This window comes from Dactylosporangium sp. NPDC049742 (genome assembly GCF_040674675.1).
Classification (GTDB): domain Bacteria; phylum Actinomycetota; class Actinomycetes; order Mycobacteriales; family Micromonosporaceae; genus Dactylosporangium; species Dactylosporangium maewongense.
On record NZ_JBFANF010000052.1, the window covers coordinates 1 to 23,071 of the forward strand.

At 72.0% G+C, this 23,071-nt stretch carries 30 protein-coding genes; 14 read left to right on the forward strand and 16 right to left on the reverse strand.

Going from position 1 to position 23,071, the window contains the following annotated elements:
* Positions 1-306: 306 nt before the first annotated feature.
* The 5 genes from AB0J72_RS42750 to AB0J72_RS42770 form a co-directional block, all read right to left on the reverse strand.
* Positions 307-1,464, reverse strand: coding sequence for an LD-carboxypeptidase (locus tag AB0J72_RS42750; protein WP_363410355.1), 1,158 nt, complete (start codon positions 1,462-1,464; stop codon positions 307-309).
* Positions 1,465-1,530: 66 nt separating this feature from the next.
* Positions 1,531-2,157: a TOPRIM nucleotidyl transferase/hydrolase domain-containing protein gene (locus tag AB0J72_RS42755; protein WP_363410358.1), complete on the reverse strand. Its 627-nt coding sequence runs from the start codon at positions 2,155-2,157 to the stop codon at positions 1,531-1,533.
* A gap of 59 nt (positions 2,158-2,216) precedes the next feature.
* On the reverse strand, positions 2,217-2,816 hold the full coding sequence (locus AB0J72_RS42760; protein ID WP_363410361.1) for a hypothetical protein: 600 nt from the start codon (positions 2,814-2,816) through the stop codon (positions 2,217-2,219).
* Positions 2,817-2,844: 28 nt separating this feature from the next.
* Positions 2,845-3,390, reverse strand: a complete 546-nt coding sequence (locus AB0J72_RS42765) for a hypothetical protein (RefSeq protein WP_363410364.1) — start codon at positions 3,388-3,390, stop codon at positions 2,845-2,847.
* A 165-nt stretch (positions 3,391-3,555) separates the two neighbouring features.
* The gene (locus AB0J72_RS42770; protein WP_363410367.1) at positions 3,556-4,518 is read right to left on the reverse strand and encodes an aldo/keto reductase; all 963 of its coding nucleotides are present in this window, start codon (positions 4,516-4,518) and stop codon (positions 3,556-3,558) included.
* 59 nt (positions 4,519-4,577) lie between these two features.
* Between AB0J72_RS42770 and AB0J72_RS42775 the strand changes: the two genes are divergently transcribed.
* From AB0J72_RS42775 to AB0J72_RS42795, 5 genes are all read left to right on the forward strand, one after another.
* The gene (locus AB0J72_RS42775) at positions 4,578-5,003 is read left to right on the forward strand and encodes a hypothetical protein (protein ID WP_363410370.1); all 426 of its coding nucleotides are present in this window, start codon (positions 4,578-4,580) and stop codon (positions 5,001-5,003) included.
* A 97-nt stretch (positions 5,004-5,100) separates the two neighbouring features.
* Positions 5,101-5,577, forward strand: a complete 477-nt coding sequence (locus AB0J72_RS42780; protein ID WP_363410373.1) for a hypothetical protein — start codon at positions 5,101-5,103, stop codon at positions 5,575-5,577.
* A 51-nt stretch (positions 5,578-5,628) separates the two neighbouring features.
* Positions 5,629-5,877 (forward strand): hypothetical protein, encoded by a 249-nt coding sequence (locus AB0J72_RS42785; protein WP_363410376.1) that lies wholly within the window; start codon positions 5,629-5,631, stop codon positions 5,875-5,877.
* Positions 5,878-5,880: 3 nt separating this feature from the next.
* Positions 5,881-6,510: a hypothetical protein gene (locus AB0J72_RS42790; protein WP_363410379.1), complete on the forward strand. Its 630-nt coding sequence runs from the start codon at positions 5,881-5,883 to the stop codon at positions 6,508-6,510.
* Positions 6,511-6,536: 26 nt separating this feature from the next.
* Positions 6,537-7,157 carry a class I SAM-dependent methyltransferase gene (locus AB0J72_RS42795; protein WP_363410382.1) on the forward strand — a complete coding sequence of 207 codons (621 nt, stop codon included), beginning with the start codon at positions 6,537-6,539 and terminating at the stop codon, positions 7,155-7,157.
* A gap of 33 nt (positions 7,158-7,190) precedes the next feature.
* Here the strand turns inward: AB0J72_RS42795 and AB0J72_RS42800 are convergent, their stop codons facing one another.
* The 3 genes from AB0J72_RS42800 to AB0J72_RS42810 all read right to left on the reverse strand — a co-directional run bounded on the left by AB0J72_RS42800 (position 7,191) and on the right by AB0J72_RS42810 (position 9,218).
* Positions 7,191-7,922: a hypothetical protein gene (locus tag AB0J72_RS42800; RefSeq protein WP_363410385.1), complete on the reverse strand. Its 732-nt coding sequence runs from the start codon at positions 7,920-7,922 to the stop codon at positions 7,191-7,193.
* A 76-nt stretch (positions 7,923-7,998) separates the two neighbouring features.
* Complete coding sequence (locus AB0J72_RS42805) at positions 7,999-8,568, reverse strand: hypothetical protein (protein WP_363410388.1); 570 nt, start codon at positions 8,566-8,568, stop codon at positions 7,999-8,001.
* 56 nt (positions 8,569-8,624) lie between these two features.
* Positions 8,625-9,218 (reverse strand): RNA polymerase sigma factor, encoded by a 594-nt coding sequence (locus tag AB0J72_RS42810; protein ID WP_363410391.1) that lies wholly within the window; start codon positions 9,216-9,218, stop codon positions 8,625-8,627.
* A gap of 146 nt (positions 9,219-9,364) precedes the next feature.
* Here AB0J72_RS42810 and AB0J72_RS42815 point away from each other — a divergent pair, with 146 nt between their 5' ends.
* Both AB0J72_RS42815 and AB0J72_RS42820 read left to right on the forward strand, forming a co-directional pair.
* Positions 9,365-10,279 carry an NAD(P)-dependent oxidoreductase gene (locus AB0J72_RS42815; RefSeq protein ID WP_363410394.1) on the forward strand — a complete coding sequence of 305 codons (915 nt, stop codon included), beginning with the start codon at positions 9,365-9,367 and terminating at the stop codon, positions 10,277-10,279.
* Entirely contained in the window at positions 10,276-11,223 is a 948-nt protein-coding gene (locus AB0J72_RS42820) for an RNA polymerase sigma-70 factor (protein ID WP_363410398.1), read from the forward strand. The genes AB0J72_RS42815 and AB0J72_RS42820 overlap by 4 nt, the downstream gene beginning before the upstream one ends.
* Here the strand turns inward: AB0J72_RS42820 and AB0J72_RS42825 are convergent.
* Positions 11,220-11,771, reverse strand: a complete 552-nt coding sequence (locus AB0J72_RS42825; RefSeq protein WP_363410401.1) for a TetR/AcrR family transcriptional regulator — start codon at positions 11,769-11,771, stop codon at positions 11,220-11,222. The two genes, AB0J72_RS42820 and AB0J72_RS42825, sit on opposite strands and share 4 nt — an antisense overlap.
* Positions 11,772-11,841: 70 nt before the next feature.
* Here AB0J72_RS42825 and AB0J72_RS42830 point away from each other — a divergent pair, with 70 nt between their 5' ends.
* On the forward strand, positions 11,842-12,798 hold the full coding sequence (locus AB0J72_RS42830) for an alpha/beta hydrolase (RefSeq protein ID WP_363410404.1): 957 nt from the start codon (positions 11,842-11,844) through the stop codon (positions 12,796-12,798).
* A gap of 27 nt (positions 12,799-12,825) precedes the next feature.
* Here AB0J72_RS42830 and AB0J72_RS42835 read toward each other — a convergent pair whose 3' ends face one another.
* The gene (locus AB0J72_RS42835; RefSeq protein WP_363410407.1) at positions 12,826-13,350 is read right to left on the reverse strand and encodes an RICIN domain-containing protein; all 525 of its coding nucleotides are present in this window, start codon (positions 13,348-13,350) and stop codon (positions 12,826-12,828) included.
* A 131-nt stretch (positions 13,351-13,481) separates the two neighbouring features.
* Between AB0J72_RS42835 and AB0J72_RS42840 the strand changes: the two genes are divergently transcribed.
* Positions 13,482-13,994 carry a macro domain-containing protein gene (locus AB0J72_RS42840; protein ID WP_363410410.1) on the forward strand — a complete coding sequence of 171 codons (513 nt, stop codon included), beginning with the start codon at positions 13,482-13,484 and terminating at the stop codon, positions 13,992-13,994.
* On the forward strand, positions 13,991-14,755 hold the full coding sequence (locus tag AB0J72_RS42845; protein ID WP_363410413.1) for a nucleotidyltransferase domain-containing protein: 765 nt from the start codon (positions 13,991-13,993) through the stop codon (positions 14,753-14,755). Before AB0J72_RS42840 ends, AB0J72_RS42845 begins: the two co-directional genes overlap by 4 nt.
* Here the strand turns inward: AB0J72_RS42845 and AB0J72_RS42850 are convergent.
* Positions 14,731-15,669: a DUF2332 domain-containing protein gene (locus AB0J72_RS42850; RefSeq protein WP_363410416.1), complete on the reverse strand. Its 939-nt coding sequence runs from the start codon at positions 15,667-15,669 to the stop codon at positions 14,731-14,733. The two genes, AB0J72_RS42845 and AB0J72_RS42850, sit on opposite strands and share 25 nt — an antisense overlap.
* A 39-nt stretch (positions 15,670-15,708) precedes the next feature.
* On the opposite strand from AB0J72_RS42850, the gene AB0J72_RS42855 reads away from it, so the two are divergent.
* Both AB0J72_RS42855 and AB0J72_RS42860 read left to right on the forward strand, forming a co-directional pair.
* A complete protein-coding gene (locus AB0J72_RS42855; protein WP_363410419.1) occupies positions 15,709-16,077 on the forward strand; it encodes a hypothetical protein in 369 nt (122 codons plus the stop codon).
* A 450-nt stretch (positions 16,078-16,527) separates the two neighbouring features.
* Positions 16,528-17,106 (forward strand): suppressor of fused domain protein, encoded by a 579-nt coding sequence (locus AB0J72_RS42860; protein ID WP_363410422.1) that lies wholly within the window; start codon positions 16,528-16,530, stop codon positions 17,104-17,106.
* Between the two features lie 63 nt (positions 17,107-17,169).
* Here the strand turns inward: AB0J72_RS42860 and AB0J72_RS42865 are convergent, their stop codons facing one another.
* The gene (locus tag AB0J72_RS42865) at positions 17,170-17,856 is read right to left on the reverse strand and encodes a hypothetical protein (RefSeq protein ID WP_363410425.1); all 687 of its coding nucleotides are present in this window, start codon (positions 17,854-17,856) and stop codon (positions 17,170-17,172) included.
* A 152-nt stretch (positions 17,857-18,008) separates the two neighbouring features.
* On the opposite strand from AB0J72_RS42865, the gene AB0J72_RS42870 reads away from it, so the two are divergent.
* Positions 18,009-19,154, forward strand: a complete 1,146-nt coding sequence (locus AB0J72_RS42870) for a histidine kinase (RefSeq protein WP_363410428.1) — start codon at positions 18,009-18,011, stop codon at positions 19,152-19,154.
* Entirely contained in the window at positions 19,151-19,834 is a 684-nt protein-coding gene (locus AB0J72_RS42875) for a response regulator transcription factor (RefSeq protein WP_363410431.1), read from the forward strand. The genes AB0J72_RS42870 and AB0J72_RS42875 overlap by 4 nt, the downstream gene beginning before the upstream one ends.
* A 75-nt stretch (positions 19,835-19,909) precedes the next feature.
* On the opposite strand, the gene AB0J72_RS42880 is transcribed toward AB0J72_RS42875, so the two are convergent.
* From AB0J72_RS42880 to AB0J72_RS42895, 4 genes are all read right to left on the reverse strand, one after another.
* A complete protein-coding gene (locus AB0J72_RS42880; RefSeq protein WP_363410434.1) occupies positions 19,910-20,419 on the reverse strand; it encodes a hypothetical protein in 510 nt (169 codons plus the stop codon).
* Between the two features lie 21 nt (positions 20,420-20,440).
* On the reverse strand, positions 20,441-21,259 hold the full coding sequence (locus AB0J72_RS42885; protein WP_363410437.1) for an IS5 family transposase: 819 nt from the start codon (positions 21,257-21,259) through the stop codon (positions 20,441-20,443).
* Positions 21,260-21,582: 323 nt separating this feature from the next.
* Complete coding sequence (locus AB0J72_RS42890) at positions 21,583-22,026, reverse strand: hypothetical protein (RefSeq protein ID WP_363410440.1); 444 nt, start codon at positions 22,024-22,026, stop codon at positions 21,583-21,585.
* Positions 22,027-22,256: 230 nt separating this feature from the next.
* Positions 22,257-23,003: a class I SAM-dependent methyltransferase gene (locus tag AB0J72_RS42895; RefSeq protein WP_363410443.1), complete on the reverse strand. Its 747-nt coding sequence runs from the start codon at positions 23,001-23,003 to the stop codon at positions 22,257-22,259.
* Between the last annotated feature and the right edge of the window lie 68 nt (positions 23,004-23,071).

Genomic DNA, 23,071 nt, shown 5'->3' on the forward strand with positions numbered 1-23,071 from the left:
TCGCGGCGTTCGCCGGGGTGGCGGCCCAGGCGACGAACGTGGTGAGAGCCGCGGCCGCCGAGACGGCGACAGCGGTGGCGAGCAGACGGCTACGCGTGTTCATGGTGCGCGCGTTCCTCCTCATTTGGGCAGCGTGCGACGAACCGGTCGGCGTCCGGCTTTGACGGGTGTCGATGGCGCCAGTATTGGGCGACCTTCACGGCGGTGTCAAAGCTTTCGAAAAGCGCGTCGTCGACGGTGCCGGCTTCGCACGGGAACCGGTGACGGTCGCGGTGTACCTTTCCCGGCGCCATGGGGAAGCGGTGCTCAGCTGGGCGGCTCCGTCACCGCGTGCGGGCCGCGCACCGCCGGTTCGAGCAGCGACAATGTCCGCTGCCGCGCATCGAGAGCGACACGGATGCCGACCGGCATCGGCAGGTTCGGGCCGGCGTGTCCGAACTCGACGTTGCCGAGCACCGGGATGTCACGGTCGCCGAGCACGTCGAGGACGATCTCGGACAGCGTCGGGGACGCCTCGGGCGAGTCGAGTCCGGCGATCTCGCGCGGAACACCCACGACCATGCCGGCGATCCGATCGAGGATGCCGCCGTGCCGCATCACCTGCAGGTAGCTCCACACGTACGACGCCAGGCCGCCCATCTCCTCCCAGAACAACACGGCACCGTCGAACCGCTCGAGCGGCACCGCGAAGCGCGTCGCCTGCACCAGTGCGATGCGGTTGATCACCCCACCGATCAGCGTGCCTTCGACACGCCCGGCGCGCCAGCACTCCCACGACGAGCTCGCAGGTAACGGACCGATCGGCTCGGTGTCGGTCAGCAGCCTCGAGTACAGCGTCTCGAGCTCCGCCTGGCGCGTCGCCGGCACCGTCTGCCAGTTGCCGCCGAAGCCGGGCACGGCCATGTCGGCATGGAACCCGACCAGGCCCGTGCGCGCGTACAGCACCAGGTGCAGCAAGGAGATGTCGCTGTAGCCGAGGATCGGCTTCGGGTCGGCCCGGATCGCCTCGATGTCGATCAGGTCGAGGTAGCCGAACACCGTCTGGCCGCCGTCGCTCGCGATGATCGCACGCACCTCAGGATCCCGGAGAAGACCGTTGAGCTCCGCTGCGATCTCCGCCGGCGGCGCCGCGCTCCACCACCGGTGCCGCGCTGCTTCCAGCAGCGGGGCCCGGCGCACGCGGAACCCCATCCGCTCGAGCACGACCACCGCCTGCTCGACGTTGCGCTCGTACGCCGCGGGCAGCGGCCCGGACAGCGAGGCGATGACGACGAGGTCGCCGGATCTCAGCGCGCGAGGCCGGAGCAGCTGAGGCGATGCGGAGCCGGTCACCGACGCAGTATCCGCACCCGCACCACAACCCGCGACACGTTTCCAGCAGAAGCCGGCCGAGCGCCCGGCCCGCCGGGGTCTACCTGTACTGCAGCAAGTAACCGAACCGGCGCAACGGCCGCGGCCGCTCACGGTGTGGCGAGGGCGGACCGCGCGGCGGTGATCAGGATCTTCGACATCGGGGCAAACGCTATCCCGTCACGGGTGGGTGTTGGTGAGGACGGCGTCGAGGGGGTGGGGGACGCGGTCGAGGGCGACTGTCTCGACGAGCAGGCCGGCGTAGCGGAGCTTGCGACGGGAGCCGCTGGCGAAGAAGCGGCGCAGCTGCGCCTCGGGCGGGCGGTCGCGCCAGACCGGCTGGTGCTGCATGGTGCGGAACGGGCCGAGGTCGCCGTGCTCGTCCAGGAGGGTCTCGATCGCCGGTACGCCGATCGCGCGGATCAGCTCGTCCTCCAGATCGGCGACGCACACGTGGAACCCCAGCGCCGCCATCTCCGCGCGCGTCGCCGGGGTGCCGATACCCGCTCGGGCGAGGCCGCGGCGGAAGACGTGCTCCTCGCCGGCGTCGCACAGGCCCGCCAGTCGTACACCCTGCGGACCGAACGTCGCCAGGAACCTCGGGACCGCGTGCGCGCCGCCGGCCGGCAGCACCACGACCCGCTCGGCGTCGAGGTCCCGGCCCCGGCGCCTGGCCAGGGCCTCGAGGGCGATCTGGTCGCTGAGGCCCTCCACCAGCAGGATCACCGCGGCGCCCTCGACCTTCGCCAGCGCCCGGGCGGTCGCCACCACGCCGGCCTCAGGGCCGCTCAGCTCCGCGTCGTCCACCTGCTCGATGCAACGCCCGCGGGCGCGTTCCGCGCCACCGAATTTCCGGCGGCGCTCGGTCAGCCCGGCCAGCCGGGCAGGGTCGGCAGGATGCGCTCGGCGATCTGGGTGGCGCGGGCCTCGTCGCCCGGGTCGTGCGACTCGCGGATGATCGCGATCGAGGCGGTGCCGCCGGGGTCGGTGGGGTCCCAGGCGACGAGCAGCGACGCGCTCTTCAGCGGGATGTTCACGATCGGGACGGGGTCGAGGAGCCAGAGCGCCGGGCGGCCCAGCACGGTCCGCGGCTGCGCCTGCTCGAACAGTCCCTGGTAGTCGGCGACCCGCAGCCGGTCGTGCGCCACGTTCAGCCGCAGCGACGCGTACTGCAGCGACACGGTGCACTGGTGGGAGTCGCCGCCCGGGTCGTACGTGGTGCCGATGCCCTTGACCTTCGCCCCCGGCTCGAGGAGGTCCAGGAGCTCGCGGCGGTCGACGAACGGGCACAGCTCCTGCGACTTGCGCATCTCCGGGTCGGTCGAGTCGACCTTCGGCACCACGCCGGCGTCGGCGCGGGTGGGGTTCGGGTCCCAGCGGCCCGTCATGACGCCGCCCGCATAGACGGCGATCGCCACGGTGATGATGGCCGGCGGGATCCAGCCGATGAGGGCGCTGCGTCGCATGGCCGGTGAGCCTACTGGAGGGTAACCTTCAGCCGATCAGGCGGTTGATGATCTCATCCGGGTCGGCGTCCTCGGCCTCCGCCTGCACGTCGATCTCCCAGCTGCGGGCCTCGGCCCTCGCGCCGGGCGCCAGGAAGCGTGAACCGCCCGGCGTCAGCTCCATCATGACGCTGTCATCGCGCCAGTCGGCCGTCACCGTGACGACGCCGCGGTCGCCGTCCGCCATGCACGCCGCCATCCCGCGCAGCACCGTGCACGCCCACAGCAGCGTCGGCAGCCGGAAGTCGGCCCGCGACTCGAACTCGACGACGAGCGCGGCGGTGGCTTCGTCGTACCGCAGCAGCAAGCCATCCTGGACGAGGTCGAGCAGCACGTCGGCGTGGTCGCCGTCGAGCCACGAGTCGCACTCGGCGATCGCGGCGGGCAGCTCGTCCCGGTCCTCCTGCCCATCGGTGACGCCGGCCCACTCCGCCGGCGACCAGGCCGACGCCGGCTCGACCGGCGCGTTCAGGTACGCCCGCAGCCGGGAATGTTCGATCCTGACCGCCGCCGTCACGCAGACTGACTCTGACACGGCGACACTGTAGACCGTTAGGAGATCCCGGTTCGCAACCCCGCTGTCGAAGCCCTCGACGTGTTGGTCGGCCGATGGAAGCTGACGCTGACCGACGCCTGGTTCCTCGAGCCCGACTTCGACCTGACCTTGGACCGGCTGTAGCGTTCGACCGGCTGTAGCGTTTCATTGGCCGGCGTACGGGTCGGCCCAGTCGAACCGGTCGGCGGCATCGAGACGGGCCAGCTGGTCGGCGCTGAGCGTGAGCGCGACGCCGTCGAGCGCCGAGTCGAGCTGGTCGACCTTGCTGCCGCCCAGCATCGGCCGGAGCCCGTGGCTGAGCAGCCACGCCAGCACCACCTGACCGCGCGCGGCCCCGGTCTCGGCGGCCACCGCGTCCAGCACGGCGATTCTCGCGGTGTTGCCCGGGTGGTCGTACACATCGGGAATCGGCTTCATCGGGTTGTCATACGCACCGGACAACAGCGGCGTGTACGCCCACACGTCCATGCCGTGCTCCTTGGCGTAGTCCGCCTGCTCGTCGCTGAGCACCCCGAAACGGTGCACGACCCCCGGCGGCAGCGTGCCGGGCCGCGGCCGCAGGTAGGTCGCGTTGAGCTGCAGCGCGTCGAACGGCTTCCCGCCGGTCGCTTGTGCGTGCGCGCGACCGCGTTCCACCAGCCACGCCGGATGGTTGGAGACCCCGAACCGGTCCGCGGCCAGGCCCTGCAGCGCGTCGACGGTGTCCTCGATGCGCACCGACCGGTCCTCCTGGTGCAGCCACAACAGGTCGACCCGCTCCACGCCGAGCCGCTCCAGGCTCCCGTCGAACGCCTTGCGCACCGCGGCCGGCGACAGCCCCGCCCGCCGCTGCGGCCACGACCCGGGCTCGACCGGCTCGGCGCCGAGCTTCGTCGCGATCCGTACCGTCGTGCCGGGCCGCGCCTTCAACCACCGCCCGATGACCCGCTCACTGTCCCCGCCGTGCCCGCTCTCACTGGCCCAGAACGCGTAGCAGTCCGCCGTGTCGACCCACACCCCACCCCGCTCGACGAACCGGTCGAGCAGCGCGAACGAGGTCCGCTCGTCGATCGTCGTCCCGAACATCATAGCCCCGAGCACCAGCGGCACCTGCGTCACGTCGTCCATACCGCCGACCCTGACACCTGGAGCGCGCTCCAGGTCAAGCCTCGTGCGATCATGCCGCCGTGGGCTTCTTCGGTGGTTTCCTGTACGACGGCCAGTCCTGGACCGAGACCGACCGCTCCGCCGCGCGGGCGCTGACCGGCCCGTGGCTGCACGTCGACATCCACGACAGCGACTTCGCCGCGCTCACGTACCGCCCCGCGGGCCCGGGCACCGGCATCGCCTTCGTCGGCTACACGCCCGGCGTGTACTTCGGCATGCCCGACGCCGGCCCACCCACCGACGCTCCCCGCGAGGCCGCCGGACTGGCCGCCTGGTGGGCGGGTCTTCACCCGTCCGCCCCGGACGCCGACCGCGACACCATGGCCGGCACCCTGCTGCCGTACCTCGCCACCGACGAGCCCCAGGACGCCGACGACTCCCCGTTCGTCGAGGACAAGGTGGACGACTTCCTCACCGCCCTGGGCCTGCCCCCGTTCCGCGGCTGACTCCCGCGATGGCAACCCTGTGGGACGTGCTGACCGACCAGCAGCGCCTCGCCTGGCGTTCACTCCCCTCGAACGCGTGGGCCCGCTGGAGTTCGGCATGACGCATGAGCAGGCCACGGCGGCGCTACGAGGCGTGCTCGAAGTCGGCAGCTCACAGGGCTGGTGGAAGGGCACGCGCCAGGCGGAGTTCGGGTTCGAGAGGTTCATGGGCGCTGCGTTCAACGGGTCGGCCGTCACCGCCTACTACGACGAGACGATCGGTCTGGCGGCCGTCGCCGTCAACGCCCTCTTCGGTCCACAGGTGACGCTGGCCGGAATGCGGCTCGTGGGGCGGACGCCCTCGCAGCTGGAGGACGAGTTCGTCGCGCACGCCCAGGCTTGCGGCGCGCAGATCCGGTACTCGCAGTCCGCCGACCCGTGCTCGCCCCAGCTCGGCGTGGTACTCCGGGTGCAGCGGGCCGGAGATCTGGTCCTGAGCCGCCCTGTCCTGGTCGCGCCGGGGTGGACCGACCGGTGCTGGGACACGAGCGAGTGCCCCATCCCACGCGACGAGTGGACAAGGTTCGACTGGTGATTCCCGCCGCCCACACCTCCGCGTCCAGAGCGGGCCGGTAGCATGCCGCGGATGACGGACCAGCCGGCACCGCAGCACCTGCTGACCCTCGCCCGCGCCGGCGAACTCGAGCCGCTGCTCCACCTCTGCGACGGCGAAGGCGAGGGCGACGTCCTCGCGTACAAGTGGCTCACCATCGCTGCCGAGGCCGGCTACCCGAACGGCATTCAAGACGGCGAAGAACTCGTCGAACAGGCCCGCGGTTCGCTGACCCCGGCCCAGCGGGCCGTCTTCGCCACCGCCTACCCCGAGAAGGTCTGAGTCATGGGCGCGAAGACGGCGGCGCTCGCCTACAGCGACGGCGAGGTGGCGAAGGCGCTGCAAGGCGTGCGGACGGCCGATCCGGATGCGGCCGCCGCGCTGGTACGACGCCTGTGGCCGGACCTCAGCATCGAACCCGGCCCTGACGAGGAGCCGTGGACGTTGGCGGAGGCCATGTATCCGCCGGAGGGGACCGTGTGCGCGCTGGCGGTGCCCGGCCTCGACCTCGTCTGCGACCAGCGGATCGCGGTCGAACGGCCGTCGCTGCTCACCGAGCACCTGGTGGCCGCCGGTGCCGGCCGCCGCATGTACCTGCACGCGATGCACAGCGTCGTCGACTGGGTGGCGTTCGCGGTGTGGGATGACGGGCGGCTCGTGCGCTCCCTGAGCGTGGCACCCGACTTCGGCATCATCGAGGACATCGGCGACCGCCTGCCGTTCGAGGCGCCGTACTGGGCGGGCGCGTACCCGGTCGAGGACTATCCGCTGCCGTTCCACCCGCTCAACCTCGGCGAGCGGGCGCTGGTGGAGTTCTTCGGCTTCTACGCCGAGGGCCTCGAACCGGGCGAGGGCCCGGAGGCCACGGTCGACGAATGGGAGATCGAGGTGCCGGGCTTCCGGATCGTGCAGTAGCGTCGGCCGGCGTGGAGCCGGACTGGATGACAGACACGCGGGCGTCGTACGACACGGTCGCGGTCAGTTACGCGGAGATGCTGAAGGACGCGTTGGACGAGCAGCCCGTGGTGCGGCACGTGCTGGCGATGTTCGCGGAACTGGTGCTGAGCGCCGGAGGTGGCCCTGTTGTCGATGTCGGCTGCGGTACCGGCCGAGTCACCGCCCACCTGCGAACACTGGGCCTCGACGCGTCGGGTGTGGACCTGTCCCCGGGCATGGTCGAGGTCGCGCGGCGGGACCATCCTGGGATCAGGTTCGACGTGGGCTCGATGACGAGCCTCGACCTCGCCGACGGGTCGGTGCAGGGAGTCCTCGCCTTCTTCTCGATCATTCATGTGCCTGACGACGCGGTCCGGCAGGCGTTCAGCGAGTTCCGGCGCGTGCTGCGGGCCGGCGGGGTGGTGCTGGTCGGCTTCTACGTCGGCGACACCACGACACTCAAGACCGAGGGCTACGGCGGCCACCCGATGAAGGTGCACGTCCACCGCCGCCCGATCGAGCGAGTCGCCGCATGGCTGACCGAAGCGGGCCTCCACACCGACATCGAACTGCTGCACCACCTGAGCGACACCGTAACCGGCGGCATGCTCATCGCCCACACCTGACGGCGCACCGGTTGCGTCTGCGGCCGGCAGCGCTCAGCGGCGGCGGAAGAAGCTGCGCTTCGGCTGTACGAGGTTCTCGATGAGCGCGTGGATCGTGTCGAACGTCAGGACGGTCGGGTTCCGGTCGGCTGATTCGAGCAGGCCCAGGCAGCGCAGCACGAACTCGCGGTCGCCCCGCTGGTCGACGGTGAAGACGGGGCCGCCCGCGAACCCGTCGGGCAGCGTCCCCTGCCAGCGCACTACGCCGTCAGGGTCCCGGGCGATCCTGGACGTGGCGATCGCCAGCGGTCGCGCCTCGCCGGGCTCGCCCAGCTCCTGGGTGACGTGGCCCAGGGCGTACGCCCCGCGCGGCTGCGCATCGACGGCGCGGACGTGCTCGGCCTTGGCGACGGCGCCGTCGGTGATCTGCGTGGTCGACCAGGACCAGCCCTTCCTCGCCGCGTGTTCGTGGAGGAACGACGTGCTTGTCACCGCCACCCCGGCGCGCCGCGCCCACATCTGCTCGAAGTCGGGCACGGCAAGGTAGTCCGACGCGGCGCCGGTGGGCTCGACCAGCTCGGGCCGCAGCCGCACCTCGCCCACCTTGGTACGCGTCAACCGGTCGGCGGTCAGCCACCATTCACGGACCTGCTCACCGTCGGGCGTGGACGCCACCAGTTCGTTGTAGAAGAACGCCGTCCCCGGGCTCGTGCGCGACCCCACCGGGAGGGTGCTCGCGCTCCAGTGCTCCAGGACCAGGTCGGCGAGTGGATCATCCTCTGTCACGGCTGACATCCTGCCTGCCGCACGTCCGCGCCGGAACCCCGTGCACCGCGGCTGAAGGTCTGAAGCGGCGGCGCGGTCATGACGAGCGGAGTTGTTGTTCGATGCGGAGGAGCTTGTCGGCGTTGAAGTCGGTCTCGTAGCAGGTTGGTCCTGGGTCGGTGAAGAGCTCCGGGTACACGACGATCCGCCGCTCGCCGTTGAGGTTGGCCTCGATCGTGCCGATGACGAGGATCGCGCCGGGTGGGATGCGGTTGGGCTGGATGACGACGCTGTGCAGGGCTTCGGGGTGGGTGCGGCGGTACTCGAAGCTCTGCAACGCCGTGGCCAGCGTCGACCAGGTGCGGTCGTCGCGGGTGCCGCGCTGGTCGGTCGGGCATTCGCCGGGCTTGTGGCCGGGCAGGACGACGGCGTGGATGCCGGCCTTCCGCAGTGCCTCGGTGGCGCCGGCCGGGTCGCTGGTGTCGTTGATCGTGAACGTCACCGAGCCGTCACCGTTCGGGGTCAGCGCGTACGCGGGCTTCGCGGCGGGCTGGGCGACGACGAGCGCCACGGCGGTCGCGGCGACGGCGGCGGTGGCGACGCCGGTCAGGACCAGAGCCCGGCGCGGGCGCGGCGCGGCTGCGGGCAGGTCGAGAAAGGCGGTCATGACCTGCTCCTTCCGGGCGAGGAGCCGGTCGGTGGGGAAGGCGGGCGGTTCGGGCCTCATCGGAGTCCTCCAGAGATGTCAACAGGTTCGTGTCCGCGGGCGCCGTCCTCACCGATCTCGCGGCGCAGGCGGGCGCGGGCCCGCGACAGCCGGGAGTGGACGGTCCCGACGGGGATGCCCAGCGCCGTGGCCGCGTCCGGCGGGCTGAGCCCCATCCACGCGCACAGCTGCAACACCGCCAGCTCGCGTTCGGGCAGCCGAGCACAGGCCTGCCGTACGGCGGCCATGCGGCGCTCCGCGTCGATCCGGGCGGCGACGTCCTCGACGTGGTCGGGGCTGTCGCGCAGCGGGGGCAGCCGGGCCAGCGCGGCCCGCCGCCGCCGGTTGGAGCGCCACTGGTTGCGCACCAGGTTGTGCGCCACGCCGAGCAGCCACGGCAGCAGGCTGGCCTTGGTGAGCTCGGTCCGGCCGCGCGCCGCCCACACCTCGAGGAAGACCGCGGCGCTCAGGTCCTCGGCGAGCGCGGCGTCCCCGGTCCGCCAGAAGCAGAAGGTGTACACCTGCCGCGCGTGCCGCGTGTACAGGTCACCGAACGCGGCGGCGTCGCCGGCCCGCGCCCGGTCCCACAACAGTCGGTCGTCGTCATCCATCACCAACGTCGTGTCCGCCGCCGCCCTCCGCGTCCCGTTCCGGGATCACGGTCGCATAAACGCCGGGCGGCTGCGGTGTCACAGGGCGGCGGGCTGTCTCGTCCCAGTGAGGAGTACAGAGGAAAGCGGACGAGGAGGACGGTGTCATGCGAGTGTTCGTGGCAGGCGGGACCGGGGTCATGGGGCGGCGGCTGGTGCCGCTGCTGGTGGCGCGCGGGCATCAGGTGACCGCGACGACCACGACTGTGGCGAAGATCGGGCTGTTGGAAGGGCTCGGCGCGAAGGGGGTCGTGATGGACGGGCTCGACGCGGCGGCCGTCGGCGAGGCGGTGGCGGCGGCCGCGCCGGACGCGATCGTGCACCAGATGACCGCGCTGTCGCCCGGGCACTCCGGCAAGCCCAACCCGCGGCGGCCCGACCGGTTCTTCGCGCTCACCAACCGGCTGCGCAGCGAGGGCATCGACCATCTGCTCGCTGCGGCCGAGGCAGTCGGCGGCGCGCACATCGTGGCGCAGGGGCACGCGAGCATGAACGGCGGGCGCGACGGCGGCTGGGTGAAGACCGAGGACGACCCCCTCGTGGTCGTGGAGGGGACCAAGGCGATCAACCACCTCGAGTCGGCGGTCGTCGCGGCCGGCGGCGCGGTCCTGCGCTACGGCGGCTTCTACGGCGCAGGCTCCCACGACGACCAGGTCAACCTGGTCCGCAAGCGGCTCGTGCCGATCGTCGGGCGCGGCACCGGCCACTTCTCGTGGGTGCACGTCGACGACGCCGCGGCCGCCACCGTCCTCGCCGTCGAGCGGCGGGCGCACGGGATCTTCAACATCGTCGACGACGAGCCGGCCCCGGTCGCGGTGTGGCTGCCGTACCTGGCGGAGTGCGTCGGGGCCAAGCCGCCGCGGCGGGTACCGGTGTGGCTGGCGAAGCTCGTCGCCGGGGACATGGCCGTCGGCGCGCTCGTCGAGGGCCGCGGCTTCTCCAACGCCAAGGCGAAGCGGGAGCTCGGCTGGAAGCTGCGGTACCCGTCGTGGCGGCAGGGCTTCAAGGAGGCGGTGGCATGACGAAGGTGGCGGAGTTCGAGGAGCTGCGGCCGCTGCTGTTCTCGATCGCGTACCGGATCCTCGGCAGCGTCGCCGAGGCCGAGGACGCGGTCCAGGAGACCTGGCTGCGCTACGAGCAGACGGGCACCCGGCCCGCGTCGGCGAAGGCGTTCCTGTCGGCGGTGGTCACGCGGATCTCGATCGACGTGCTGCGCTCTGCGAGGGTGCGGCGGGAGGCGTACGTGGGGGAGTGGTTCCCCGAGCCGCTGCTCGCCGACCCGTACGACGACCCGGAACGCGCCGCCGAGCTCGCCGACTCCGTGTCGATGGCGGCGTTGCTGCTGCTGGAGCGCCTGACGCCGCTGGAACGGGCGGTGTTCGTGCTGCGGGAGGTGTTCGGGTTCGGCTTCGGTGAGGTGGCCGCCGCCGTCGGCCGGTCGGAGGCGGCGTGCCGGCAGCTCACCGTGCGGGCCCGCCGCCACATGGACGTCGGACGGCCCCGGTTCGAGGCCGACCGCCGCGAACGCGACGAGCTCGCCGCCCGGTTCTTCGACGCCCTCCACGACGGCGACGTCGACGCGCTGCGCGAGCTGCTCTCCGCCGACGTGCAGATGGTCGGCGACGGCGGCGGCAAGGCACCGGCCCTGGCCAACACGATCTTCGGCGCCGACAAGGTGGCGCGGCTGCTCGCCGCGTACTTCCCGGCGGTGTTCCGCGCCGACCTGGGCGTCGAGCAGTGCGAGATCAACGGGCAGCCCGGCGCCGTGTTCCGGGACCGGAACGGCAACGTCGCCGGCACGGTGTCGCTGGACGTGCTCGACGGCCGGATCCAGACGATCCGCTCGGTGGTCAACCCCGACAAGCTCACGCACCTGGGCCCGGTCGCGGACGTCTGGGCGCTTGCCCGCGAGGTGAAGCGGGCCCGGGCGGCTGGGGTGGAGCAGGCGCTCGACGAGGGCCGTTAGCCCAGTGCGCGCAGGACCATGTCGACCAGGGCGTCGACGTCGGTGGTGGTCATCGGCTCGCCGGTCATGCCCATGCGGTGCAGCAGGGTGCCGACGACGACGTCGATGAAGAACAGGACGCGGTGCTCCGGCTCGTCGAGGGCGTCCTGGAGCACCAGCCGGTACGGGTCCTGCAGGTGGGTGGACAGCACCTGCCGGAGCGCGGGGTCGTTGACGGCGTCGGTGAACACGCCCGCGAACGCGGCGCCGACGCCCGGCTCGCCGATCTTCGCCGCGATCCAGCGGATGGCGTTGGCGAGGACGGCGGACCGGTCGGCGCCGGTCAGCGGCACCGGGCCGAACGCGTCGACCAGGCAGGCGGTGATCAGCGCGCCCTTGGACGGCCAGCGGCGGTAGACGGTGGTCTTCGCGATGCCCGCCGCGGCGGCGATCCGGTCGACGGTCGCGTGCGCGTAGCCCAGCTCGTGGACCGTGCGCAGGGTCGCGGCGAAGACGGCGGCGTCGACGCCGGTGCGGGGGCGGCCGGGCGGTCTGGTGGAAGCGGGCATGGCCAAACCATACCCAGTTGTGCTACTCCTAGTATCGATACTTCGAGTAGCGTAATTGAGGGGGCGTGCCATGAGAGCACCGCTGGGCATCCGGGTGTTGCAGACGCTGCGCAAGGAGCCGGACTGGCTGGCGATGCCGGCCGAGGACCTGGACGCGTTCCGGACCGCGGAGAACCGGCGCCGGTCCGCGCCGCTGATCCGGGTCGTCACCGGCTTCCCCGCCCGCGGCGTGACGATCCACTGGCACCAGTTGCCGCTGCCCGGCAGGTCGCTGCGGATTCGCGTGTACCGGCCGGCGACCGACGACGCCGAGCGTGCGCTGCCGCTCGTGCTCCACGTGCACGGCGGCGGGTTCGTCGGCACCGCCGTCCAGAGCGACTGGATCAACAGCCACCTCGCCGCGCGGCTGCCCGCGGTCGTCGTGTCGGTCGAGCACCGCCTCGCCGCCGCCGGGGTGCCGTTCGAGGCCGCCGTCGACGACGGCTGGGACGCGCTGCGCCACGTCCTGGACCACCCGGCCGCGCTCGGCGTCGACCCCGCCCGCGCCGCCGTCTTCGGCGAGAGCGCCGGCGGGCTCGTGGCCGCCCTCGCCGCGATCCGCGCCCGCGACGCCGGCCTCGCCCTGCGGGCGCAGGTCCTGGTCAACCCGTGCGTCGACCTCACCGAGACCGCCCTGGACTACCCGTCGATGACCGAGCACGCGGACAGCCCCACGCTGACCGTGCCGCAGCTGCGGCTGTTCCGCCGGCTCGCCGTGCCCGAGGGCGCCGACGCCAGGGCCGTGTCGCCGCTGTACGCCGGAAGCCTCGCCGGCCTGCCCCCGGCACTCGTGGTCGTGCCGACCCTGGATCCCGTGGCGGACCAGGGCCGCGCGTACACCCGCCGCCTCCGCGAACAGGGCACCCCGGCGCAGCTCACCGAGCACGCCGGCGCCCCGCACGCGTTCCTCAGCATGCCGGGCGTCGTCCCGCACGCCAGGGCCGCCCGCGCCGAGATCACCGGCTTCCTCCACGGCCGCCTGACCTGACCGCCGTGCAGGAAGCCGGGCCTCACCTCACCACTTCTGGAACATCTGCTTCGTGTTGTTGGGCGCGTTGTTGGCCAGGACGAACCCGACACCGTTCGCATCCGCCCCGGTCTCGACCGCGAGCGACAGCCCGGAGAGGTCGTTGGTGATGCGCCAGATCTGCAGCCCGTTGTCGCGGGTCAGGACCCACCTCTGGCTCGTCGTCGAGTCGCACGGGTTCTGCACCACCGGCGTCCCGGCCGTCGTCGCGAGACCACCCTGCGTGTCGAGGCACTGGTTGCTGTACCGGTTCTGGATGGTGTACCTGTCGCTGCCGAGCGGCGTGAACATCCATCGCCCGTTGTAGGCCATGTCGTCGTACACCGCCGTCACGACCTGCTCGTCGTTCCTGGTGTACGGCGCCGGCACGGCGGCCACCCTGCCGGTGGCGAAACTGCTGAGGCGCTCCCAGTCCCCGTCCGCCGCGTGGGCCGGTGCCGATACCGCCACCACGCCACCGGCGGCGAGGGTCACGGCGTACACCAGTCGCATGCGCTTGCTGACGATCGTCATCGCTGACTTCCTTCCGTCATGCCCGCCTGCGGTGGCGGGTCATGACGGCCACTGTCGGCCGCCGACCTTCGCCGAACCTTCGGCAATCCTTCCGCCGACCCTTGCCCGGCCCGGCGGGATGGCATCATGCGGTGGTGGAGATCGAGGTGGTGCTCGGGGACATCGTCGAGGAGCAGGTGGACGCGATCGTGACCGCGGCCAACGAGTCGCTGCTCGGCGGAGGCGGCGTCGACTGGGCCGTGCACCAGGCAGCGGGGCCGCGGCTGGCGGAGGCGGGCGCGGCGATCGCCCCGTGCGACCCGGGCGACGCGAAGGCCACGCCGGCGTTCGCGCTCGACCCGCCCGTGCGGCACGTCATCCACACCGTCGGTCCGGTCTGGGACGGCGGCGCGTACGACGAGCCCGCCATCCTCGCCTCCTGCTACCGCCGCTGCCTGGCGGTCGCCGACGAGCTCGGGGTCCGCAGTCTCGCCTTCCCCGCCATCGCCACCGGCGTCTACGGCTTCCCGCCCGCCGCCGCGGCCAGGATCGCGGTCGACACGCTGCGCACCACCCGCACGTCGGTCGAGCGCGTGCGCCTGGTCGCGTTCGACGAGGAGGCCAGAGACCTCCTGACCGCCGCCCTCGCCCGGGAGCCGTCGTGACGATCGAGGTGCCCGCGTGGGCGGGGGAGGTCGCCCGCGGGCTGGCGCGGCCGCTGGTGTTCGCGACCGTCAGTGGGGCGCACCTGTACGGGTTCGCGTCCGTCGACTCCGATCTCGACCTGCGCGGCGCGCACCTGCTCGCCGCGGAGGAGGTCGTCGGGCTGCGGACCGGGCCGCAGACGCTGCAGCACGCCGGGGTCCGCGACGGCGTGGAGCTGGACGTCGTCAGCCACGACCTGCTGAAGGTCGCGAAGATGCTCACCAGCCGCAACGGTTACGTCCTGGAGCAGCTGCTGTCGCCGCTCGTGGTCGTGACGACCCCGGTGCACGCCGCGCTCAAGGCACTCGCGCCGGGCCTGGTCACCCGGCACCACGCGCACCACTACCTCGGCTTCGCCGCCACCCAGGAGCGGCTGCACGCGAGGACCGGTGAGCTCAAGCCCGCGCTGTACACGCTGCGGGTGCTGCTGACCGGCATCCACCTCATGCGCACCGGCGAGGTCGAGGCGGACCTGGGCGTGCTCGGCGCCGATCTGCCCTACGTGCCGGACCTGATCGCCGCGAAGCGCGAGGCCGAGCACGGGCCGCTGCCCGACGGTGCCGCCGCGCACCTGGCCGCGGACGTCCCGCGCCTGCGCGCCGAGCTGGAGGCCGCCCGCGACGCCTCACACCTGCCGGACCGCCCGGACCCGGCGGCGGTCGACGCGCTGCACGACCTGGTGGTGCGGACCCGGCTTCAGCCGAACCAGGTCATCGCCTGACCGTGCGCCCTGGTCCACGCGAGGGGCCGCCCGTCGAGGGCCAGCACGTTGTGCAGCGTGTCGTCCGGTTCGTCCGGGATCCGCCCGTACGGCAGGACGTCCGCGCCCTCCACGGCGATCCAGTGGCCGGGCAGCCGCCGTACCACATCCGCGAACGCCAACCGGCGGGCCGACGGCACCTGGTAGAGCACGGAGGTGTGGAAGACGACGAGGGTCGCGCCGGCGGGCGCCTGCGCAGCCAGGCCCGGCAGGTCGTCAACGAGGTCACCGCGGCGCAGCAGGGGCGGGTCGGCGGCGGCGACGGCGGCCGCGGCGCGCAACCGGTCGCGGCGGTGCTGGTGCTCCGGCCAGATCAGCGCCTCCAGCCAGGCGACGTCGGCCGGGTCCGTGACGTCGAGCGGGTTCAGGTCGATGCCGGCCCGCCACGCCACCTCCGGCAGCCGCTCCGGCGGTGCCGTGCCGGTGAGCGCGCAGTCGAGCACCGGACCGCCCTCGCCGATGACGTCGCCGCCGTTGTACCGGTAGCGGTACCGGTCCGGGTAGAGCCCCAGACCCGCCGACGCTCCCACCTCGAGCAGCGCCAGCGGCTGCGGCAGCGTGGCCAGGACCGGCAGCAGCAGCGCGCACCGCCCGGCCTCGTTCGTCTGCGTGGCCCGCCGCCGCAGCTCGGTCTCCACCGCGGCCCAGTTCGCGACCGTGAAGTCGTGGAACGCACCCGGATCGTCCACCGGCCCGCCGAGCAGCCGCACCACGCCGAGCAGCAGGTTCGGCTGCCGCTTCGGCTCCGGCACCGTCTCCAGCAGCGCCACGACCTCGGCGTCCCGCGCGATGGCGTGGCACAGCCGCTCGTACACCGGCGAAACACCCCGCGCTTCCCTCGCCGCGAAGTCGGTGAACCTCGATGCCGTTCGCACAGCGCGATCATCGCACGAACCTGTGGCAACATCGGGGTCGTGGATGACGTGTCGCGGGGACCTGTGCTGGTGATCGGGCTCGACCCCGAACGGATCCCGGGCTGGGACCCCGAGCCCGTCGTGGCGGCGATCGCCCGCGGCCAGGCCCGCTTCGCCGAGCTCGGCATCGAGGCCGACCTGTGCCTCCTCGCCCCCGACGAGGACCCCGCCACCGCGATGACCGAGGCCCTGACCGCCAAGCCCTACACCTGCGTCGTGGTCGGCGGCGGCATCCGCAAGCACGAGCCCCTCCTGCTCCTCTTCGAACAGGCCGTCAACCTGGTCCGCCGGCACGCCCCGGCGGCGGCGATCGCCTTCAACAGCACCCCCGACGACACCGCCGAAGCCGCCCTCCGCTGGCTTCGGTGACCACCTGCTGGTTCCGCCCGCTCGGCGATCCGGGCGAGCATCGCGAGGTGCACCCGGACGACGACCTCGCGGCCGTCTACTACTCCCCGGAGGCAGGCCCGGAGTCGGCCTTCCGCTGCGACACCGCCCCGGCCGCGGTGATCGTGTTCCTCGTCGGCGACGCCCACTGCCTGGTCATGCGAGACACAGGCCAACGGCTTCTCGCCAGAGTCGGCCGAGAACGCCGCCCTCGGCGCGGACCAGTTCGACCTGCCCGACCTCGCCGTCGTCATCCGCGAGATTCACGCCGACGAGTACCTCGGCTGGCAGCTCTACGCGAAGTACAACGCCTGCTCAGGCCCGTTCGGCGACGACGCCGGGCTGATCCGGGCCGCGGTGGCGCGCCGGTTCGACACCTTCCCGGGCGAGTTCGGCGCTGACGACCGCATGCCCCAGCCGTAGGCTGCTGGCGTGGTCGATCTCCCGCCGTGCGACGACGTGTGCGGTGCGCTGGAGGAGCACGTCCGGCGGTTCTTCAGCCCGCGTCGGGTTGAGGTGCTGACGTGGGACGTGGGGCCGATCCGGGCCGTGAACCCGCACTTCCGGGTGCTGCGGGTCGCGCCCGCCGGGCCGGGCGGGCTGTGGGAGTACGTGTCGACGGGCGGCTGGGCGGCCACCGCCGAGCGTGACGACGGTCTGGAGTTCGTCCTCAGTACGCCGGTCGCGACGCCGTGGGCGGTCGAGTTGCTCGCGATGATGGTGTACTACCACCGCGGTGGCCAGCTCGGCCTGGGCCACACGGTCCCGATCGGGGAGCCGTGGCTGCCCGGGTCCCGCTGCGACCACCTGCTGGTCTCCCTGCCGTACCCGTTCGGGCCGGAGCTGGAGCTGTGCGACGTCGGCGAACGCCACGTCGAGTTCCTGTGGCTGCTGCCCATCACCAAGGCGGAGCGCGACTTCAAGGTCGCGCACGGTCAGGAGGAGCTCGAACAGCGCTTCGAGGCGGCGGGCCTCGAGTACTGGGACGTGGACCGCGGCTCGGTCGTCTGATCCGGCAACGCCGCGGACCGGTCCGCTCCTGGCCGGCGCGTCACCGGCCAGGAGCGGGGTCCGTCACCGATCGTCGCGCAGCCAGCGCCAGGCGACCACGCCGACCCAGAACTCGAACGCGAGGGTGCTCACCGCGAGCAGCGGGAACATCGCGCCCGCCACCAGGGTCGCGCTGCCCGCGAGGCTGAGCACGACGATGACGACGCCCGCGCGGACCAGCCACGGGTTCCTGCCGCCGGCCCGCAGCGCGAGCGCGATGGACCCCACGAAGAACACCCGGGCGAACACCGAGAACGCCAGCCCGAACGGCGCGACCGAGTCCCACCCCGCGAGGATCCGCAGGTCCGCCCCGGCGGAGGCGGTCTCGAGGGCCACGTCGTGCAGCATCCCGCCCAGCGGCCAGATCAGCGCCAGCAGCGCGCCGGCCGCGACCGCGACGGTGGCGAGGGCCCCGCTGCCGTCGGCCCGCCGCAGCTGCACGTACACCGCCCCGAGGAACCCGAGCAGCAGCGTGCCCGCGGCCATGAAGGCGAAGTTGCCGATGCGGTACAGCTGCGCGGCGTCGAGGACGTTCTGCCCGCGCTCGATCGCGGGGTCGGTCGGCGAGCCGGCGTGCGGGAGGACGAACACCGTCATCGCCACCATCACGAGCAACTGGCAGACGGTGAAGGCGATCCCGAAGCGGGCGCTGGCGCGGGTCATGTCGGAGGCGGCCGGCGCCTGGAGGCGGCCGGTTTCGGTCAAGGTCATGGCGATTCCTCAGAGTTCGGTGGAGGTCCGCGAGCTGCGGATGCCGCCACGGTACGAACGGCGCCGACCGACCCGCATCGACCCACGGGCTGCTCCGACGATCAGCCCGTGGGATGAGGCCCGTGCCGCTGGCCATGGCTTACGCTCGCGGCGTGAACCCCAGGCTGGACCGGCTGCACGTGACCCGGCTGGACGTCGTCCTGACCGCCGTGCTGACGGTCGCCGGGCTCGTCCAGGCGCTGGCGATGCCGTTCGCCGCGCCGGGGATCGGCGAGCTGTTCGTCGTCGGGTCGACGCTGCCGCTCGCGTGGCGCCGCCGGCACCCGGTCGAGGCGGCCGCGGTGTCCAGCGCGTTCTGGCTCATCACGATGGACGGGTTCCCGCTGCTGGGCTTCGTCACGGTGCTGCTGCAGTTCTACGCCCTCGGCGCCTACGGCGCGCCCCGCGCGGCGGTGTGGGCGGTGTCCGTGTGGGCGTGCGTGACGGGCGTCGTCGGCACGCTGCTCGGCCCGGAGGTGCCGACGGCGGCGATCGGCTCGGTCCTCGTCGTCGTCGCGCCGGTCCTCGCCGGGCGCGTCGTGCGCCGGCAGCGCCAGCAGCACCAGGCGCTGCTGGACCTGGCCCGCGAGCTGGAGGCGGAGAAGCGCAAGGTGCAGGAGGCCGCGGTCAGCGAGGAGCGGGCCCGGGTCGCCCGCGAGCTGCACGACGTCCTCGGCCACGAGCTGACGCTGATCGCCGTGCAGGCCGAGGCGGCGTCTGCGGCGCTGCGGCTCGCCCCCGACCGGGCCGCCGCGCCCGTCGAGGCGATCCGCGAGACCGCGCACCGGACGCTGCGGGAGATCCGTGCCGCGTTGGACGTCGTGGCGCCGCCGACCGACCCCACCGACGCGACCCCGGCCGGCCTCACCGACCTCGCCCGCCGGGCCCGGGACGCGGGGATCGCGAACTCGCTCACCGTCACCGGCACGCCGTGGGCCGGCCACACGTCGGTGTGGCTCGCGGTCCACCGGATCGTCCGCGAGTGCCTGACCAACGCCGGCCGGCACGCCCCCGGCACGCCCGTGACGGTCGACGTGCACTGGACCCAGGACACGGTCACGGTCACCGCGGCGAACGACGCCGGCGCCGGCGCGCAGGCACGGGCCGTCGATGACAGCCGGACCGGCGACCGGGAGGGCCGCGGCCTCGCCGGCATGCGGCACCGGGCCGAGCTGCTCGGCGGCACGTTCGCGGCGACCAAGGGCGGCGGACGCTTCGAGGTACACGTGACGCTGCCGCAATCAGGAGTGGCCGCATGACCAGCGTCGTCATCGCCGACGACCAGGTGCTGGTGCGGCACGGGCTGCGGCTCATCCTGGAGCTGGCCGGGTTCGAGGTGGTCGCGGAGGCGGCCGACGGAGCTGAGGCGGTCGCCGCGGTGGCCGCGCACGGCCCGGACGTGGTGCTCATGGACCTGCGGATGCCGGTGATGGACGGCGTCGAGGCGACCCGGCGGATCGTCGAGGACACCGCGGGACGCACCCGGGTGCTGGCGCTGACCACGTTCGACACCGACCAGCACGTCCTCGACGCCCTACGGGCCGGCGCGGCCGGCTTCCTGCTCAAGGACGTCACGTCCGACGGCCTGAGCGACGCGATCCGCCACGCCGTGGCCGGCGAGCCCGTCCTCGCGCCGAGTGTCCTGACCCGCGTCCTGGACCACTTCGCCGCCCGGCCCCCGGCGCAGCAGCCGCCGTCGTCGCCGCCACCCGGCCTGCGCGAGCTGAGCGACCGCGAGCTGGAGGTCCTCGGCCGCATCGGCGCCGGCCTGTCCAACACGGAGATCGCCGCCGACCTCGTCATCAGCATGGCGACGGTGAAGACCCACGTCCGCCACATCCTCGCCAAGCTCGACGTCCGAGACCGCGCACAGGCCATCGTCGTCGCCCACGACGCCGGCCTTCGCCACGACCCGACCCGCGCCACCCGCGGCGCGTGACACAGACGCGACGGACACGAGGAGCTCGTCAAGCCGAGCCACTTGAGGCGACACCAGGGCGTGGGCAGGGGGACGTTACCGGTGGCGGGATCTCCAGTAGCCGCCGAGGGCGTCGGTGAGTTTGTGGTTCTGGACTGGTTCGTCTTCGTCGGATGTGGTTGGCCAGACCTGGATCAGGTGGTGTTCGATCGGTGTCTCCGGAGTCAGGTCGTATGCGGCGTCGCGGCCTCTGGCGTGCAGCCTGATCCGGTAGCCGCCTGGTCCTTGCCAGGACAGCAGCGGGTAGGAGGTCGTCCGGTCGACGGTTTCGACGATGCGCAGGATGCCTTCGTGCGCCCAGAGGGTGAAGTCGACGACCTCATCCCAGTCGTCGGTCACGAGCGGCGGCGCCGCTTCGTGCAGCTCCAGCGTGAGGCCGACTGGACCGGTTCCCGTGCCGGTGATGACCGCTGCGGCGCCGGGGAACAGATCGACCATGCCGTTGGAGTAGTCAGGGTGCTCCGGGGAGGGGACGTCCTCGGCGATCCAGTAGCGGCTGTCACTGGTGTGCACAGGGCTGCTGGTCACCATCGCCGGTCGGGTCATGCCGCTACCTCCTAAGAGTTCCTAACAAAGTCGTACGACGTGGCGGTACGTGATGATGCAGGTGGCGAGGCCGAGGAACGCTTCGTGCATGTCGTCGCGGCGTTCCCAGCGGATGCGGAGTCGTTTCATGCCGTGGTACCAGGCGATCGTCCGCTCGATCACCCACCTGTACACGCCCAGCCCGGAGCCGTGGGGTGTGCCGCGGCGGGCGATGCGCGGGCGGACGCCCTTGGCACGCACGGCCTTGCGGTACTTGTCGTGGTCGTAGGCGCGGTCGGCGAACACCTCGTCCGGCCGCTGCCGGGGCCGTCCGCGGCGGCCCCGGACCGGTGGGACCTTGTCGATCAGCGGAAGCAGTTCGGTGACGTCATTGCGGTTGCCGCCGGTCAGTGACACGGCCAGGGGGATACCGGCGCCCTCGGTCAGGACGTGGTGCTTCGAGCCCGCTCGGGCGCAGTCGACCGGGCTCGGCCGCTTTGGGCCACGGCGTGCCGCCCGCACGTGCGAGGAGTCGATGACCGCCCTGGACCAGTCCAGCTTCCCCGCACCGTGCAGCTCGGCGAGGAGCAGTTCGTGCAGCCGCTGCCACACCCCGGCGCAGTTCCACTCCTCCAGGCGCCGCCAGCAGGTCATCCCGGACCCGAACCCCAGTTCCTGGGGCAGGAACTCCCACTGGATCCCGGTGTGCAGCACGAACAGGATGCCAGACAACACCTGCCGGTCCGGCACCCGCGGCCGGCCCGGACGCCGTGGGTCACGCTTGGGCTTGGGCAGCAACGGCTCGATACGCTGCCACAGCCCGTCCGGCACGATCCACGGCGGCTGCTCACCACGCCTCACGGCCGAAGATGTTAGATCATCCTCCACAAAGGACGGAAGACCCTCACCCAAATTTGTTAGGACCTATAAGTCCGCTCTTGCCAAGCTTGCCGCCGCCTTGATCGCGTTTACGCTCATGCCGCCGACCGTGCGCGCTGGCCAACTGGACGGCCATCACGGTCCGTAGGCTCGCTTGTCGTCTGCCGCATCTCCTGGACGCTCGCACATGCCGATGGGCGCGCATCGGATCTTCGCCGGTCCGCATCGGGACGGCGAGGAACGCGAATGCTGCTGCCGGCCGGCGCATGCGGTCGGCAGCAGCGGTGCACGCATGGATGCAATGGTCAGGCGGTCGGAGCCTGCTGCAGTGCTTCCGCGAGCGCCTCGGCGTTCTTCTTGTCCACCCGCGGGAAGCTGAGCGCCACACCATCGCCCGGAGTGCCGAACGACAGGCGCAGCAAGCTCACGATTCCCATCTTGACCTCGACCAGCGAGAGCTGTGCCCGGGGCACCTCGCCGAGGACGTTCTTGCCGGGGCCACCCAGGAACGTCTGCGACAGGAAGATCAGTCGGTGGTTGGTGAGGACGACGAACTGCTTGCCGGTCGAAGCCAACGCCGCGCCCAGCAACCCTCCGCCCTCCACGACCACCGCCTGGCTGACGACAGTCCCGAGGCGGCCGGCCGAAAACTTCCCGACCATGGCCCGCGTCGCCACGAGCGGCTGCTCACCGGGCTGCAGGATCGGCGCCACCTGCTCGAACGCCCGGGTCTGAAGCTTCTGTTGCATTGCATCTCCGTTTCCACGCAGCGGGCGGCTGCGATCGCGCCGATGCTAGTGACTCGGAGGCCGATGAAGATCAGACGATCGGTTTGACGTTGCATCTCAAGAACGGCCGCGCCGGTCCGCAGATCGCACGGCAGCTGTGGCCTGCCGCCGGCATTCGTGGCACTCTCTGCGGTCAAACATGATCAAGATCGGCGCGGCGGGTTCATGGAGGAAGCCCCTCACGTCCCGTTTCACTCGCAGACGCAGAGTTGGAGCGGCGAATCTACGCCAAATGGCCGACGTGTCCAGTCGCCGAAGCGCTCGGTGAGCCGAAGGCCGCCGAGCGAGATGAGCAGTGGCAACTCCTGCGGGAAGATGCTCCTGATGTGGAGCGGTGCGACCACGAAGTCCGGCTCGGAGTCGGTCGAGAGGTACCACGTCCCGCGGGTGACTTGCGCGGGCGCATCGTAGATCTCGGAGACATCCACGCCGACGTTGCCGCGGTCAGGATCCATGAACGACAACGACTCCCGGGTCCGCCGTACGCCGTCGGCTCCGGCCAGGAGGCGCACGTTCGGGTTGAACACGTCGAAGACGAACCGTCCTCCGGGCGCGAGGTGTCTTCGGACCGACCGGAAGCAGCTCACCAGATCGTCAGCCTCATGAAGATGCAGCAGGGAATTGGCCGTGATGAACACGAAGTCGAAGGTGCGCTCCAGATCGAAGGCCCGCATGTCGCCCTGCATCCATTCCACCGCGACACCACGCTCGTCCGCCTTACGCCGCGCCTCAGCCAGCATGTCCGACGAAAAATCCAGGCCGACGCACGACCGCCCGTCGGACGCGATGGGGATCAGCTTGTGCCCCGTGCCGCACCCGAGCTCCAATACGCTTCCGCCTTGCCGATCTGCTTCGGCCCGGTAGAAGTCGACCGCGGTTCCGCCGCCCGGGAACATCAGGTCGTACAGCCTCGCGTGCGAGTAGAACGCTTCGCTCATCAAGCACCCTCATTTTCCGACGCCGCCCCTACCCACACAACCACGGCTGTGGGCTCATCCTGGCCGAC